Origin of the sequence: Caballeronia sp. LZ003 (genome assembly GCF_031451465.1) — a bacterium.
GTDB lineage: Bacteria > Pseudomonadota > Gammaproteobacteria > Burkholderiales > Burkholderiaceae > Caballeronia.
The window spans coordinates 1075553-1090666 of record NZ_JARUXJ010000003.1; the positions used below are offsets into that span (position 1 = coordinate 1075553).

The 15114-nt window shown below is 62.3% G+C and carries 11 protein-coding genes and 1 pseudogene; 5 read left to right on the forward strand and 7 right to left on the reverse strand.

All coding sequences use genetic code 11. The features are described from left to right. Positions 1-333: 333 nt before the first annotated feature. The 3 genes from QCE79_RS22280 to QCE79_RS22290 all read left to right on the forward strand — a co-directional run bounded on the left by QCE79_RS22280 (position 334) and on the right by QCE79_RS22290 (position 6273). Positions 334-2766, forward strand: coding sequence for a filamentous hemagglutinin N-terminal domain-containing protein (locus tag QCE79_RS22280; protein WP_309848022.1), 2433 nt, complete (start codon positions 334-336; stop codon positions 2764-2766). A 327-nt stretch (positions 2767-3093) separates the two neighbouring features. Further along, positions 3094-4950 carry an AAA family ATPase gene (locus QCE79_RS22285; RefSeq protein ID WP_309848023.1) on the forward strand — a complete coding sequence of 619 codons (1857 nt, stop codon included), beginning with the start codon at positions 3094-3096 and terminating at the stop codon, positions 4948-4950. Between the two features lie 150 nt (positions 4951-5100). Further along, entirely contained in the window at positions 5101-6273 is a 1173-nt protein-coding gene (locus tag QCE79_RS22290; RefSeq protein WP_309848024.1) for an acyl-CoA dehydrogenase family protein, read from the forward strand. Between the two features lie 75 nt (positions 6274-6348). Here the strand turns inward: QCE79_RS22290 and QCE79_RS22295 are convergent, their stop codons facing one another. Next, positions 6349-6927: a DUF4865 family protein gene (locus tag QCE79_RS22295; protein ID WP_309848026.1), complete on the reverse strand. Its 579-nt coding sequence runs from the start codon at positions 6925-6927 to the stop codon at positions 6349-6351. Positions 6928-7044: 117 nt separating this feature from the next. Here QCE79_RS22295 and QCE79_RS22300 point away from each other — a divergent pair, with 117 nt between their 5' ends. Beyond that, positions 7045-7911, forward strand: a complete 867-nt coding sequence (locus tag QCE79_RS22300; RefSeq protein WP_250494336.1) for a LysR family transcriptional regulator — start codon at positions 7045-7047, stop codon at positions 7909-7911. On the opposite strand, the gene QCE79_RS22305 is transcribed toward QCE79_RS22300, so the two are convergent. Next, positions 7906-8484 carry a DUF1993 family protein gene (locus tag QCE79_RS22305; protein WP_250511118.1) on the reverse strand — a complete coding sequence of 193 codons (579 nt, stop codon included), beginning with the start codon at positions 8482-8484 and terminating at the stop codon, positions 7906-7908. The genes QCE79_RS22300 and QCE79_RS22305 overlap by 6 nt on opposite strands. Before the next feature lie 300 nt (positions 8485-8784). Between QCE79_RS22305 and QCE79_RS22310 the strand changes: the two genes are divergently transcribed. Beyond that, positions 8785-9948, forward strand: a complete 1164-nt coding sequence (locus QCE79_RS22310; protein ID WP_309848028.1) for a GNAT family N-acetyltransferase — start codon at positions 8785-8787, stop codon at positions 9946-9948. Positions 9949-9963: 15 nt separating this feature from the next. Here QCE79_RS22310 and QCE79_RS22315 read toward each other — a convergent pair whose 3' ends face one another. The 5 genes and pseudogenes from QCE79_RS22315 to sdhB all read right to left on the reverse strand — a co-directional run. Beyond that, positions 9964-10362 carry a hypothetical protein gene (locus QCE79_RS22315; protein WP_309848030.1) on the reverse strand — a complete coding sequence of 133 codons (399 nt, stop codon included), beginning with the start codon at positions 10360-10362 and terminating at the stop codon, positions 9964-9966. A gap of 140 nt (positions 10363-10502) precedes the next feature. Further along, positions 10503-10919 (reverse strand): rubredoxin, encoded by a 417-nt coding sequence (locus tag QCE79_RS22320; protein WP_309848032.1) that lies wholly within the window; start codon positions 10917-10919, stop codon positions 10503-10505. Between the two features lie 190 nt (positions 10920-11109). Further along, complete coding sequence (locus QCE79_RS22325; RefSeq protein WP_250511115.1) at positions 11110-12141, reverse strand: porin; 1032 nt, start codon at positions 12139-12141, stop codon at positions 11110-11112. 75 nt (positions 12142-12216) lie between these two features. Continuing rightward, entirely contained in the window at positions 12217-14649 is a 2433-nt protein-coding gene (locus QCE79_RS22330) for a glucose/quinate/shikimate family membrane-bound PQQ-dependent dehydrogenase (protein WP_309848034.1), read from the reverse strand. A 359-nt stretch (positions 14650-15008) separates the two neighbouring features. Further along, positions 15009-15114, reverse strand: a pseudogene (gene sdhB, locus QCE79_RS22335) (succinate dehydrogenase iron-sulfur subunit); the annotation flags it as partial.

Consider the following 15114-nt stretch of genomic DNA (forward strand, 5'->3'; position numbering starts at 1 on the left):
CGAGCCTCATGGCGGGTATCCGCCAAGTTGAATAATCTCGTGATCCAAACTATATTCAAAGGCAACATCTGCCACGCTCGACGAACGTTCGGGCATTCCGATCAGACCTGGAATACCTAGCATTCCGATGTATTCCCGATGCCTGCTTTCGACCCACTTCCCTGGTGCAGTTAATCGTCACGGCACGGTCACGATTCATGCCGGCGACCGCCCCGCCCGCTGACGCGGCGAACGAACCGCGCCCGTCGTCTTTCACAGGGAACCGGTTGTCGAAGTAACAACGGCGAAGCGTCGTTCGTCGTGAAGATGCGCCACATGTGGAAAGGAACGTCCATGATTACGCCTTTGCTGCAATGCCTCCGTGCTTCTTCGAGACTCGTGCCGCCTGTGCTCGGTGTATCGGTCGCTGCGACGATCGTCGGTCAAACGGCGATAGCGGCCGGTGTTCTGCCGCAGGGAGGCCACTATGCGGCGGGCGCGGGAAACATCGCGGGGCAGAACGGTCAACTCGTCATCACGCAGCCAGGCTCGACGCGCGGCGTCATCGACTGGAAGAGCTTTTCCATCGGCACAAGCAATGCGGTCGTGTTCAACAACGGCACGGGCGCGACACTCAACCGCGTGACCGGCGGCTCGCCTTCGGAGATCCTCGGACGCCTGAGCGCCACGGGCGGCCTTTACGTAATCAATCCGCAGGGCATCGTCGTGGGGCCTTCGGGTGTCGTCACTACGGGCGGGCGCTTCGTCGCCTCGACGCTGGACGTCGCCAACGACGCTTTCATGAAAAACAGCGGCGCGCTCACGCTCGCGGGCAAGACCGATGACTTCGTCATCAATCTCGGAAGCATTAGTTCGAGCGGCGGTGACGTGTTCCTGATCGCGCAACGCGCAGTGATCAATGCCGGCAGCGTGAAGGCGCCCAAAGGCACGGCGGAATTGGCTGTCGGCGAAAAGGTCTTGCTGCGGGACTCGAAGAGCAGCAAGCAGGTGTTCGTGCAGACGGGCAGCGACGGCGTGATCGTGAACAAGGGGCGCATCGACGCCGCGCAGATCGACCTGCAAGCCGCCGATGGCAACGTCTACGCGCTCGCGGGCGAAGGCACGCGCGTGCGTGCGACGGGCACGGCCACGCGCGATGGCCACGTCTGGCTGGTCGCAGGCGACGGCAAGGTCACGCAACGTGGGGTCATCACGGCGAAGAACGCGGATGGCAGCGGCGGCACGGTCGATACGCAAGCGGCGCAACTCGCGTTCGGCGACAACGCCGAAGTGCACGCCGCGCAGTGGAACATCGCGACGCCATCGATCACGGTACGGTCAGCCACGGCGCACGCGCTGCAAGATAGCCTCGGCGCGGGAACCTCGGTTGCGCTGACCACGACGGGCGGACAGGGGACGAACGGTGACCTGGCCGTATCGGCGGATATGCGGTGGAAAGGCGCCGCCGATCTCACGCTCGCGGGGTATCGCAACGTCTCGATTGCGCCTCATACGACACTGCGCAACGCGGGCTCGGGCAGCGTCGTGCTGCGCGCGGATGCATCGGCTATCGATAACGGCGGCAGCGTGAAGAACGGCGGCACCATCGACTGGTCGAAAAGCACCGGGACCGTCAGCGCGTTCTACGACATGACCGGCAGCTTCACGCGAGGAACCATCCGCGCGAACGGGGCGTGGAAGGCGCCCGTCTACAGTGGGCTCGTCGGTCAGGTGACGGCATACAAGCTCGTCAATACGCCTGCCGATCTGGATAACGTCGTGCTCGATCTGGCCGGTAACTATGCGCTCGGGAAGGACATTGCGGCGAACCGTTCGGCCTTCGGCTACAGCACGCAGATCGGCAGCGTCGCCACGCCCTTCACCGGACAATTCGACGGCATGGGTCGGACCGTCACGAATCTGAACAGCGTCGAGCGGGGCGAATGCTGCGGACCGGAAGGCTACGCCGCAAGCGGAATGTTCCGCGTGATAGGCCCAACGGGCGTCGTGCGCAACGTCAACGTGGATGGCAGCGCTGCGAGCAGTGGCGGTGGTTTCAACGGCGCGGTCGGCGTGCTCGCGGGCCTTAATCAGGGCACGATAGTGAACGCGCATTCTAGCGGCTACGCAAGCGGCACGCTGATCAGTTCGGGCGGTCTCGTGGGAGAGAATGCCGGACTTATCATACGTTCGTCGAGCAGCGCGAGCGCTCGTTCGGATGGGAATGCAGGCGGGCTCGTTGCGGTCAACGATATCACCGGTGTAATCAGTCAATCCTATGCGACGGGCGACGTGGAAGGTTACGCACATACGGATGGCTCCGGTGGACTGGTCGACGGAAACGCTGGAACGATTACGCAGTCGTACGCCACGGGCAGCGCCTCATTCAGCCCGAACTATTGCGGCTTCGGTGGAGGCACGCTCTGCGCAACGGCGCCGGGTGCGCTTGTGCGGATCAACACCGAAACAGGCAAGATTACGCAGTCGTTCGCAACAGGCATGCTAGTCGACGATCTGACGGTAACCGAAGGGCCACCGCCCGGCGGAATCGCCTTCGAGAACGATGGTGTGATCGGCAAGGACGTGTACTGGAACAAGCAGACGACGGGCGCGCCAGCGGGCGTCACCGTGGGCAATACCGTTCCCGCCTCGCAAGGACGCACCACGGCCCAGATGAGCCAGACGGCGAGTTTTGGTCCGACATATAACTTCGGCACGAACGGCGTCTGGGCGATGCCTGCGGGAGCGACGCATCCTGTGTTGCGGTGGCAGACCGAGCCGTTCTGAGTGGTCAGCGACTTAACGCCGTGACGTCACGACGCAAGCTGCCCGGCAGCCCGCAACTCCCCATTTTTACCGAAGCCGCCCTCGCGCTTCAGCGTCCCGCCTCAAGCCGCCACTAAAGATTGGCGCGCCCTCTGCCGTCATTAAATTTGAGTACGACACGCGTCACTCGAGCGCTCGCACAGTGCGTAACGCGCTCCATTGCAAGCGCCTCGTCAGATCGAATCACGACAGCTACAACGGCCGCCTCGCCGCGCCCCTCAGGACATGTTTAATGGATAGGCTAGAAAACTGCTACGGTCGCGCATCGGCCGCTTCATCGCGTGTGGCATGACCGCAGCCATGCTCGTGGCAGCCGTGAGCGTGCTGCTTTCGCGCGACGAACCGGCCGCTACGCAGACCACGCCGACGGTGGCAGGCGTCGCGAGTCAGATGCGCCGCGATGCGTCGCCGTGGACGCATCGGGAAAAAGACGTCTCGGAGATGATGCGCGATATCCGCGAACACGACGTCGCCGCGATCGGCGTCAGCCGCGACGCCATCCTCGTCTCGACGCTTCATGCCGACAAATACTTCGTTGCCGATCATAACGGCGCCTTCTCCAACGCCCTGCTGCTCGGCGACCTGAAATCAGGCAACGCGTCGCCCTACCAATTGGTCTGGCTCCCCGATGTCAACGTGCGCACGGGCATGGCGCGCTGGACCGACCGGTTCGACCTCGTGCGCGACGCCTTGAGCTTGCTCTTGCCGATGCTGATGATGGGCGGTCTGATCTGGTTCATGCGCCGCGAAATGCGAGGCGGCGCGCGTCTGCTCGCCAAATCGCCGACACTGCGTTTCGCCGACGTCATCGGCGCGGGTGAAGCCAAGGCGGCGCTCGCCGATGTGCAGGCGTGGCTCACCGAACCCGCGCAATTCACCGGCATGGGCGTGCGCGCGCCGTGCGGCGTCCTCATGACGGGCGGCCCCGGCGTCGGCAAGACGCGTCTCGCGCAAGCGCTCGCTGGCGAATGCGGCGCCAACTTCATCGCGATCACGGGCAGCTACTTCAGCGCGAAGTATTACGGAGTGGGCATTCAGAAGGTCAAGCATCTGTTCGAACTGGCGCGCAAGAACGCGCCGACGGTCATCTTCATCGACGAGGCGGACGGGCTCGGCAAGCGCACGGATAGCGGCGGCGGTCCGGTGGAAGCCGAAAGCAACCGCATCATCAATCAGTTGCTCGCGGAAATGGACGGCTTCGCTTCGAACGAAGGCGTGATCGTGGTCGCGGCGACCAATCATCCGGACAGTCTCGACGAAGCGTTGCGACGCCCGGGCCGCTTCGACCGGACCATTCAGGTGCGGCTGCCCGATCTTGCGGATCGCGCCGAGATCCTGCGTTTCTATGCGGCCAAGCTGAAGACGAAGCCAGACGATATCGACTTCGATCAGCTCGCGCGTCTGACTACCGGCGTGTCGCCGGCCACGCTGTCGATGATCGTCAATCAGGCGGGTCTCGTCGCGCGCAAGGCGGGCGAACGGGAAGTCGGCGCGAAGCATTTCGTGGAAGCGGTGAAGATTGCGCGCATCGGCGACATCAACGGTGCGGAACGTGCGTTGTCGGAGAGCGAGCGCAAGCGTATCGCGGTTCACGAAGCCGGACACGGTCTCGTCGCCGCGCTGCTCGGCACGGGCGTGCTGGAAGAAGTCACCATCCTGCCACGCGGCGGCGCGCTGGGCGTGGCGCTGATCACGAAGATGCAGGACAAGCACCTGTACCGCGAAACCGAACTGCGCAACGAGATTCAGGTGCTGCTCGGCGGGCGCAATGCGGAACTGCTGATGTTCCGCGAAGCATCGAGCGGCGCGGCGCACGATCTTCAGGAAGCATCGCGCATCGGTCTCGACATGGTGTCGAAGCAAGGCTTCAACGCGGACGGCGATCTCTTCAGTCTTGCGTCGCTGCCGCAGCAGTATGCGGGCTTGCAGCTCAAGAACGCGATCGAACACGCGAATCGGCTTCTGCACGATCTGAACGATGCCTGCTACGCGCTGCTGCGCGCGAACGAGCCCGTGCTGCGCGCGATTGCCGCGCAGTTGCTGGAGGATGAGACGGTGCCGGGTGATACGGTTTATCGGCTGATTCGCGAGCATGCGGCTGCCTTGGCCGAAGTCGATGAGGTGGTGGAGGCATTGGCTGCGTAGTGCGGCACCTGGCTCGCGCGAGAAGTCATCCGCAAGACAGGCTCTTATCAAGCGATAACTTGCCCGGCGCGCTATCGTGCGTTACCTTGCGAGGCGCCGGGATACGCTCGTGTCCCCGCATATGGCGAAACGCTATCGGGAGACACCGGCATGACCCACATCGACGATGCCTTGAGCGCAACCCTCGAAGCCTTGCTGCGCGAATGGGCGCAAACCGCCGCTGCACGCGACAAAGCCGGCGGCACCGCTCTGCACGAGCGCCGTCTCCTGCGTGAAAGCGGCCTGCTGCGCTTGAGCGTGCCCGAACAATACGGCGGCGGTGGCGCGAACTGGTCCACGACGCTCGATGTCGTCCGACGCATGGCGCAAGTCGATAGCTCGCTCGCGCATCTCTTCGCGTTCCATCATCTGCAACTCGCGACTATCCGCCTCTTCGGCCGCGACGCGCAGATTCGCCAGTGGCTCGGCCAAACCGTCGAGGAAGGATGGTTCTGGGGCAACGCGCTCAACCCGCTGGATCAGGGCACGCGGGCCGAAGCGGACGGCTCGAACGGCTATATCTTCGACGGCCGCAAGAGCTTTTGCTCCGGCGCCGCCGACTCCGACCGGCTTCTCGCTTCCGCATTCAAGTCCGATGGACGTCTTCTGATCGGCGTGGTGCCTACTAAGCGCGCAGGCATCACCATCTTCGACGATTGGGACAACATGGGACAGCGCCAGACCGATAGCGGCACGGTGCGCTTCGATCAGGTGAAAGTCGCAGCCAACGAACTGCTCGACGATCCCGGCCCGCTCTCGAGCCCGTTCGCGTGCTTAAGGCCGCTGCTCGCGCAATCGATCCTGAGCCACATTTATCTCGGCATCGGCGAAGGCGCGCTGCAGGCGGCGCGCGAGTCGACGCTTGCGCAGACGCGTCCGTGGATCGCATCGCCGGCGGCGCGCCCGAGCGAAGACTCATACGTGCTCGCGCATTACGGCGACTTCTGGCTCGCGCTCGAAAGCGCGCGGCTCCTTGTCGAACACGCCATGCATAAGTTCGATACCGCATGGCAACGCGGCCTTGCGCTCACCGAAGACGAACGCGGTGAAGTGGCCGTCGCGGTGGCGGCATCACGTGTGGCGGCGGCGCGTGCGGGTCTCGATGTAGCGCATCGCATGTTCGACGTGACCGGCGCGCGATCGACCGCCGCCGCGTTACGACTCGACCGCTTCTGGCGCAACGTGCGCGTGCATACGCTGCACGATCCGATCGACTACAAGGTGCGCGAGCTTGGCGAGTGGGCGCTCAACGGACGCATGCCGACGCCATCGTTCTACTCATAGTCCGGCTTCCATCGATACAAACCGGCATATGGACCGCGAAGATGAGCCAGGGCCCATACGCCGGTTCGCGCATCTTCAACGGCTCGCCGATTCCAGCTCATGCAGCAACGGCGTCGCGAAATGCAGCACTTCGTAGGCGATCGCCTTGCCCGTTGCATCGGGCTCGCGTTCGCTCACCACTACGCGCGTCAACTTCCACTGCTGTGCGTCCACACCGACCGCCGCGCTGACCACATGCGACTCGGCGGCCGTCTGCCGGTTGCGCTCGATCTCCGCCTTGAACACCGTTTGCAAATCCATGTCCGGTGAGACAGCCAATTCTTCCTTGTACACGAAGCGCGCGATGCGTGCCGGGCCTCTCGCGGCATCGAGCGCGAAGCGCGTTTCGATTCGCGGCCGTCCGAAACTGTCCGTCACCGTCTTGAAGCGGCCATCGACGAGAAAGGATCCGAAGGCCTCGTCACGACGCCACAGATAAAGCGACGAATAAGTGTTTTCGAGCACGCCATGACGGCCGCTCTCGCGCAGCAGGAACGCCTTGAAGTGCAGATCGGGCAAGTCGTCCCACAAGGGTCCGCGTTCTTTAGCGCGCGCGCGAATGATGCCGGTGTCGTAATCGGCCGGGAGACGATGAGCATATTGAGCGAGCAGCATGATCGATCCTTTCGAGAGTGAACGAGCGTGGAAGAAGCTTGCATTCAGAATACCCATCGCTCTATCATTTGAAAACGATATGAATCGATATTTCAATGATTCGAAAATAGAATGACCATGAAGACTCTCGATATCGAGGCCGTGCAGGCATTCGTGCTCACCGCGGACCTCAAAAGCTTTACCCGCGCGGCCGAGGCGATGGATTCCACGCAATCCGCTATCAGCCTGAAGATCAAGCGTCTGGAAGACAGCCTCGCGCGCCGGCTGCTGGAACGCACGCCACGGCTCGTGCGTCTGTCGGCGGAAGGCAGCGCGTTTCTCGAACCGGCGCGTGCGCTGCTTGCCGCGCATCAGGGCGCGCTCGGTTCATTCGGCGCCGGTACTCGCCGCATGGCGATCGGCATCGGCCACCATATCGTCGGTACGGAACTGCCGCTCTTGCTGCGGCGCGTGAGCGAGGCGGAACCGGGCGTCGTGCTGCAGATGCGAATCGCGTCATCGCGCGACTTGCTCGAGGATTTCGACGCAGGCCTGCTTGATGCCGCCGTCGTTCTGCGCCACGACAGCCGGCGTCTGGACGGCGAGACCATTCATGAGGAAGCGTTCGGCTGGATGGCCGCGCCCGACTTTCAGCATTGCGATGGCGAGCCGCTGCGGCTTGCGACTCAGCCTCCGCCGTGCAGCGTGCGCAGCATGGCAATCGATGCACTCGATACAGCCGGCATCGCGTGGACGGAAGTGTTCGTGGGCGGCGGATTGGGCACGATAGGCGCGGCGGTATCGGCGGGACTGGCAGCTGCCGCGCTCGGACGACGCGTCACGCCGAAGGGAACGATCGATGTCGGATCGCGCTTCGAGTTGCCGCCGCTGCCCGCACGCGATGTCGTCATGTACTCCAGTCTCACCGACCGGCAAGCGCGCGAAACGCTGCGCACGCTCGGCGCAGCAATTCGTTCGACGGCATATGGCAACCCTGCGTCATGAATTCGCGCCCGGTAGCGTTCCTGGCCTGATGTACGCGTGCATGTGCGCCACGTAATCGGGTTTGCCAAGCGGCACGCCATGATGACGAAGGATCGCGTAGGCCGTCATGATATGGAAATAAAACTGCGGCAGCGCCCAGTCGCGCGCGTATTGCTCGCCAGTCATATCGAAGACGACGCCGTTGGGAAGATCGAGCGCGACGGGCCGGCTGCCTACTTCATCGAATGCGTTCGGGGCGACGTTCGACAGAAAGCCGATGGCATCCGCTATGCAGGCTTTTGCATCCGTGAAAGTGCCGGGTTGCTCGTTCGAATGAGCGCCTTCCGCGCGCAGCGCTATCAGCGCATCGGGCAGCGCCGCGCCAAGCAGACGATGCACCGGCTCCTGCGCCTGAAAGCAGGCGAAGCGCACCTGTGCCGCGAGCGGAAACATGTCGGGCGCGAGACGCAACGGCAGCAATGCATCGGCGGTCATGCCACGCGCTTTCTCATGCGCGTCGGCCTTGTCGAGCCAGGCGGCAAGTCCTTTCAGCATTTGCGTGAAAGTGGGGACAAGCAAGGTAGTCGGCTGCATGGTCGCTCCCGGAAGTAAGACGCTGCCATCATATACGCCTCGCGCGTCAGGCTTCCGCCTTGCACATGCACGTTGCGGTGCGCAAACGCTTACATGCGATTCATCGTCGAGCGCTCGCATGTCGTGCGATACATGCGCCATTGCTTCGGCAAAGCATCGACAATCTGACACCTAAATTACTCTAACCTTACGGTCTGCGCGACGGCGCGCAAATCATGAAAACCTATGAGCGATCCCGAACCTAAGTCGCTCTGAAGTCGTGGGATATTCAAGGATGGACAGTCAGTCAAGAGCGACCCGATGCGCGACTCCGAGATACGAATCGAACTCGTCTGCGACGAGCCTGGCTTGCGTGCGCTCAAGGACGAATGGGAGACGCTTTGGCTGAAAGCACAGGGCCGCTACTTCCAGCGTTTCGATGTGTGTCTGCTTGCGTGGCTGCACGTTGCCAAACCGCGACGCCGCAAGTTGCGCTGCATCGTCTTGCGCGAGAACGGCGAGCTTCGGCTGGTGTGGCCGCTCGTTACTTATCGACGCGCACTGTGGACGTATTTGCTGCCCCTTAGCCCCGATGCCGGCGATTACACCAGCGTGCTCGTCGAGGACCGTCAGGACGCACGGGCGCTGATCGAGCGCGCATGGCGTATTGCGTGTGAACGCTTCAAGACGGATTTCATCCACCTGCCCTACATGAACGAAGGGTCGGACTTGCATCGCATTGCGTCGGCGGAGCGGCATATTCTCGGCCGGTCGCGGCATGAATCGTGGATAGCGAAATTGCGCGACGAAAGCGACTGGAAGACGTTCTCCGGTTCGCTCGGCACGATGTTCGGCAAGAAGCCCGGTCAGCTCGAACGCCGCTTGGCCAAGGAAGGCGCACTGAGTATTCGTATGGTCAATACATCGGATACCGAAGCAATCGCGCGCTACGTGCGCTGGATGCTCGAATCCAAGCGTGGCTGGAGCGACCGTGTCGGCAAGCGCGGAAAATGGCTGTTTTCGCCGTACTATGAACGCTTTCTCATCTCCACGCTCACCTATCGCGGCGAGACGTCCGACAAGGAACCGCCCGCGCGACTCATGATGGTGACACTCGACGACCAGCCAATGGCCGCGGTCATCATGAGTCACGGCAATCCGATGGCGAACGCCGTTATCGCGGGATTCAATGCGGAATACGGCCGGTTCGGGCCGGGCTCCATTGCATGGGAACACAGCGTGAAGTGGGCCTTCGAGCAGCGCTATGACATCGACTTCGGGGTGGGTTCCGAGCGCTTCAAGACCTACTGGAGCCGCAACAACGGCAGCCATGCATGGACGATGCAGATTGCCAATACGACTTGGGGATTGATCGGCTACCGTGTCGTGCGGACGCTGCGCGATCTCGTCAGCGCGGCGCGAGGGACATCGAAGGGAACGCCTGCGCCCGAGGGGGAAAGCGCTCCCGCGCGCGGCAATGGATGAGTCGCGCCGCGCGCTTTATTCAAGCGCGGCGTCTTCCACGAGACGCGCCTTGAGCGCGCGAATGCGACGATCGACAAAATAACCGCCGCCTTCCGTATAACGCAAATAGAGCCTGCCGCACTTCGAGCATTCCCACACGTCGCAGCGGTTATACGGAAAGTAGCGCGGCGCGATAGGTGCCTCCGCCGACCAGTATTGCGAATTCCCCGGCGGATACTCCGCGTAAGTCGGCTCGGGATCATCCGGCGGCATGAGCGTGCCGACCTGAACGAGCGCCGCTTCGTCTAGCGATAAAGGCTGCGATTGCCAGCCATCGAGGGCCGTCTTCGTGCAGTCGCATGCGACACCCCGCGCGCGATCTTCGGCGGCTTGCGCGAGTTCTGCGAGTGCTGCGGCGTCGAGCAATGGATGCATGGCGGTGGGGTCTCGATGCAATGCGCCGATTATCGCAGATACCTTCCGCCGCGACAGACCACGGACAAGCGCCGATGCAAGGTTGCCCCCGACTCGGCAACTCGGCAACTCGGCAACTCGATGAAACGAACGAAGGTCTTTCAGAACTCGACCAGCGCGAAGTCTTCCTTGCCGACATCGCACAGCGGGCAGCGCCAGTCGTCCGGAATGTCGCTCCAGCGCGTGCCGGCTGCAACGCCGTGTTCAGGATCACCCGTGGCTTCGTCGTAGATCCATCCGCAGATCACGCAGACCCATTGCTTGAATTCGGATTCGACGCGGGAGCGTGCCGCTGGCGGCTGCTCGTCCTTGAGCGTCTCGTCCTCTGCGCCACGGTCGAGCGTGACCACCAGCGGGTCTGCGCCCCGCTCGCGATCGGCGGCGAGGTAAGCGTCGAGTTCGGCATGAAGACGTCGCGCTTCTCCCACGGTCAGATCGATCCAGTAGGGATCGCCAGCGCCGCTATTCAAACGAGCCGGAGCAAACTGCAATTCGAGTGCCGCGCCTTTTTTGTACATGGATTCTGTTCGACTTCTTATTTCGGATAGATCAAATTTTGCTGAATTTCGATGCCTGACTTGATCTGCGCCCGCGATGAGGTTCGTCGGCAAGCCGACATCGGACGATCTGTTGCGCGTCGCGTTGCGCGGTTTGATCGGCACACTTCGATAAAGCCGCTTAGCGTCGCTTAAAGCCGCCTGGAGCCGCTCAAAATCGCTCGATTGCGCCGATCTGCACGCCGCGAATCGGCGCACCCGGATACGCGGCCGGAAGCCCCGTCACATTTACACCGCGCAAGGTGAAGGTGGCATCGCCGCGATTACGCAGCATCGCGCCTGTCGCGTAGAACATCAATGTCTTCGAAAGATCGTATTCGCACGCAATGCTGAACTGGTCCGCGTTATTGTCGCCGCCCGATCGATCGCGCGCATAAGCATAACCAAGCGATGCGCGCAGAGCCGGCGAGAACGCGTAGCGCATCGAGACGGACATGCCGTCGTCGTGATAACGCGGCGATCCGCCATCGCCATTGAAGAAGTTGAGAAACGCCGTCGTCTTACCGAAGCGATACGACACGCCACCCAGATTCGAACGTAGCCCCGTGCTGCCCTGCGTGTCCTGATGCGCGTAAGCAATACGGAACGGCCCGTTGCGATACGCGAAGGTTTCGTAATTGCCCGACAAGCCATTGCCCGCGCCGGCATCGCGCAAGGCGAACATGATGGTCGTCGTGAAGCCGTGAATGTCCGGCGATAGATACGTGATGCCGTTGTCCGTATAAGGCGTGATCTTCGACAGGTTGTTGAGACCCGATGCGATCGTCCCGGCACCGAAGGCGTCGAGTTGTCCCTTGAACGGAATGTAGATCGGCGAATACTGACGCCCCATGCGCACTTCGCCCCACGGCGCGCCGACGCCGATCCATGCCTGACGATTGAACAAGGTGCCCGCGGTCGCAAGCGTCCCGTCAGCGGAACTGAAGCCGCTTTCGAGATCGAACAGGAGACGCGTGTCGCCAGTCAGTGGTTCGGCGCCCCGCATGCCGAAGCGCGAACCGCGATACGCGCCCGAATCCATGCGCGGCGTCCACCCTGAACCGGGATTCGTCACCTCGATGCTCGTGTCGATCGTTCCATACAAGGTCACGGCGCTCTGCGCATGAACCGCCGTAGCGCCCATGCCAAACGTGCCTAGCAGGGTCAGGGCCAGACAGCGGCCCGAAAGAGATGTAAGACGCATATTGTTGTTGTGCTGACGCGCCAGGCCGACAGGCTCGAAGAGAAGCCGTCACTTTAACCAAGCAACGGCGCGTACTCAATGATCCAGTGCATAGGCGATGACATAATCGCCCCGATCCGGCGACTGTCGCGCGCCGCCCGCCGAGATGAGCACGTACTGCTTGCCCGTTTTCGGCGATACATAGCTTATCGGTCCACCCTGACTTCCCACCGGCAGACGCGCTTTCCATACCTCCTTGCCGGTCGCGCTATCGAAGGCACGCAGGTAGTAGTCTTGCGTCCCCGCGATGAACACGAGGCCGCCCTGCGTCGCCAGCGTGCCGCCGAGCGTCGGCATGCCGATGGGCATCTTCATCCCCATCTTGATACCGAAGGGACCCGTGTCCTGCACCGTGCCCACAGGCACTTGCCATACGATCTTCTGCGTCTTCAGATCGACCGCGGAAAGCGTGCCGAAAGGCGGCTTCTGACAAGGGATACCGAGCGGCGACATGAAGCGGTTTTTGTTGACGGCGTAAGGCGTGCCTTTCAGCGGCACCGCGCCCATGCCGGTGTTTACGGACTCGCCGCCGTTGCTGGCCTGCACGTTGTCGGTCTTCTGCGGAATCATCTGCACCCAGAGGCCGAGGCGCATGTCGTTCACGAAGATGTAATGACTATTCGGATCGGTCGAAAGGCTGCCCCAGTTCATGCCGCCGAGCGAGCCTGGAAAGCTCAGCGAGATGTCCGTGTCGGGCGGCGTGAAGAGACCGTCATAACGCATCGACTTGAAGCTGATTCGGCAGATGAGTTGATCGAAAGGCGTGGCGCCCCACATGTCCGATTCCTTCAGCGTATCGGCGCCGATGAGCGGCATGCCGACCGAGTACGGCTGTGTATCGGGATACTGCTCGCCGGGAATGCTACCCTTCTTGACGGGCTTTTCCTCGACGCGCGTGAGTGGCTGACCCGTAAGCCGATCGAGCACGAAGATCTGCCCGGACTTCGTGCCGAAGACCACGGCGGGTTTGGTCGAACCATCCTTCTCGGGGAAGTCGATCAGGCTCGGCTGCATGGGAACGTCGAAGTCCCACAAATCGTTGTGCACCGTCTGGTAGACCCACTTCTCCTTGCCCGTCGTGGCATCGAGCGCGAGGATGGACGTGGCATAACGATGATCCAGAGCCGTGCGGTTCGCGCCCCAGAGATCCACCGAGGAGCTGCCCATCGGGATGAACACCGTGTTCATCGCGGGATCGTACGACATGGGCGCCCACGAGTTCGGCGTGCTCCGAGCAAAGGTCTGACCCGGCTCGAGTTGCGCGTTGGGATCGTCATGACCCGGATCGAAGGCCCAGCGCATTTGCCCCGTGATGACATCGAAACCGCGCAGCACGCCACCGGGCATGTCGGTCTGCACGTTATCCGCTACTCGCCCGCCTACGACCACGGTCGTGCCTGCAAGCGTCGGCGCGGAAGTAAGCTGATACTTGGGGTCATCCGCCGCGCCAAGGCCTGCTTTCAGATTCACGAAACCATGGTCGCCGAAGCTATCGCAGAGCGCGCCGTTATCGGCATCGATGGCAACGAGGCGCGCATCGATCGTGTTCATCAGAATGCGGCGCTGACACGCTTCGCCCGAGGCAAGCGTCGGCGCGATCACGGGCGTCGAACCCGCGACCGAAGGCTGCGTAAGCGCTTGCGTGGCATCGAAGTATGCGAGGCCGCGACAACGGTTCCACACCTGCGCCTGCGCATTGATTTCGCGCTTCCAGATTTGCTTGCCGCTGTCGACATCGACAGCGATCACGTTGTTATGCGGCGTGCACATGAAGATGCGATCGCCCACTTGCAACGGCGTCTGCTGATCTTCCGCGCCGTTGCCACCGGGACTCACAGGCACGTCGCCCGTATGAAAAGTCCATGCAACGTGCAGGTCCTTGATGTTGTCGCGCGTGATCTGGTTCAGCGCCACGAAGCGGCTGCCACCCGGCGTATTGCCATAGTTGCTCCAATTCTTCTGCGCGTCGTTTTGTGCAAGCGGTGCGAGCGGCGCAGGCGTGCCCTCGAAGGCGACCGGGTCGTGCGGTTTGAACATCTGCACGAACGTGACGACCATGCCCAACGCAAACAGCGCGCTCAAACCATATGCCCATTTCGACGCGGGCGTCACCCTCTCATGCTTGCGCAACGACGGCCACAGCAGCAACGTGAGCACCATGAAGCCCGTCGGCAACATGAGACGCGACACCAGCGGCCAGAAATCGAAGCCTGCGTCGATCGAGGCCCAGATCAGCGTGCCGACGAACGCCACGCCATACACGATGACCGCGGAAGACCGCGCGCGCATCAACTGCACCGCGGCCACGGCGATCACGATCCCGGCGATCACGAAGTACGGGCTGCCGTGCAGCAAGACGAGCTTCGCGCCGCCTGCAACGAAGAACAGACCCGTGGCCAGCATTGCGAGCCCCAACAACACACAACCGGTTCTCAGCGCGGCTGAAACACGGGTATTACTCGTAGACATCTATTTTCTCCAAGAAGCTCGGGCGCGGTCGGTCGCGAAGGATAGAGCCTTCGGTACGCTGGATGGGAACGCATCGGCGAAACAGGCTTGCAGACGAAGCGTTGCTGCACGGCGCAGGGTTGCGCGCGGCATGGCCCTTCTCAACGCCATGCGGGGAGCATGGCGATTAACGGTGCCGACGACGGCACTTGTGCAATCTCGATATTCTAACCGGATAGTTAAAAATGTGCTTAGTTACTCTCAGTATCTGTCCCTTTTCGACGGGACGTTTGCGCGCTTGAGCTAGCTCTCAAACGACAACTGCCGAAGCTGGCTCACGCTCAGCTTCGGCAGTCGTCAATGCTTGTTACGCCATCGCGCTACACCGCGCGGCGCACCATCAATTCCTTGATCTTGCCGATCGCCTTGGTCGGGTTGAGCCCCTTCGGGCACACGTCGACGCAATTCATGATCGTGTGGCAACGG

What these genes read in the sequence shown, in the direction of transcription:
- QCE79_RS22305 (WP_250511118.1), bottom strand. Translation starts at nt 8,484, where the DNA reads ATGCAGCCGACTACCTTGCTTGTCCCCACTTTCACGCAAATGCTGAAA.
- QCE79_RS22320 (WP_309848032.1), bottom strand. Translation starts at nt 10,919, where the DNA reads ATGTACAAAAAAGGCGCGGCACTCGAATTGCAGTTTGCTCCGGCTCGT.
- QCE79_RS22310 (WP_309848028.1), top strand. Translation starts at nt 8,785, where the DNA reads ATGCGCGACTCCGAGATACGAATCGAACTCGTCTGCGACGAGCCTGGC.
- QCE79_RS22325 (WP_250511115.1), bottom strand. Translation starts at nt 12,141, where the DNA reads ATGCGTCTTACATCTCTTTCGGGCCGCTGTCTGGCCCTGACCCTGCTA.
- QCE79_RS22295 (WP_309848026.1), bottom strand. Translation starts at nt 6,927, where the DNA reads ATGCTGCTCGCTCAATATGCTCATCGTCTCCCGGCCGATTACGACACC.
- QCE79_RS22330 (WP_309848034.1), bottom strand. Translation starts at nt 14,649, where the DNA reads ATGTCTACGAGTAATACCCGTGTTTCAGCCGCGCTGAGAACCGGTTGT.
- QCE79_RS22285 (WP_309848023.1), top strand. Translation starts at nt 3,094, where the DNA reads ATGACCGCAGCCATGCTCGTGGCAGCCGTGAGCGTGCTGCTTTCGCGC.
- QCE79_RS22315 (WP_309848030.1), bottom strand. Translation starts at nt 10,362, where the DNA reads ATGCATCCATTGCTCGACGCCGCAGCACTCGCAGAACTCGCGCAAGCC.
- QCE79_RS22290 (WP_309848024.1), top strand. Translation starts at nt 5,101, where the DNA reads ATGACCCACATCGACGATGCCTTGAGCGCAACCCTCGAAGCCTTGCTG.
- QCE79_RS22280 (WP_309848022.1), top strand. Translation starts at nt 334, where the DNA reads ATGATTACGCCTTTGCTGCAATGCCTCCGTGCTTCTTCGAGACTCGTG.
- QCE79_RS22300 (WP_250494336.1), top strand. Translation starts at nt 7,045, where the DNA reads ATGAAGACTCTCGATATCGAGGCCGTGCAGGCATTCGTGCTCACCGCG.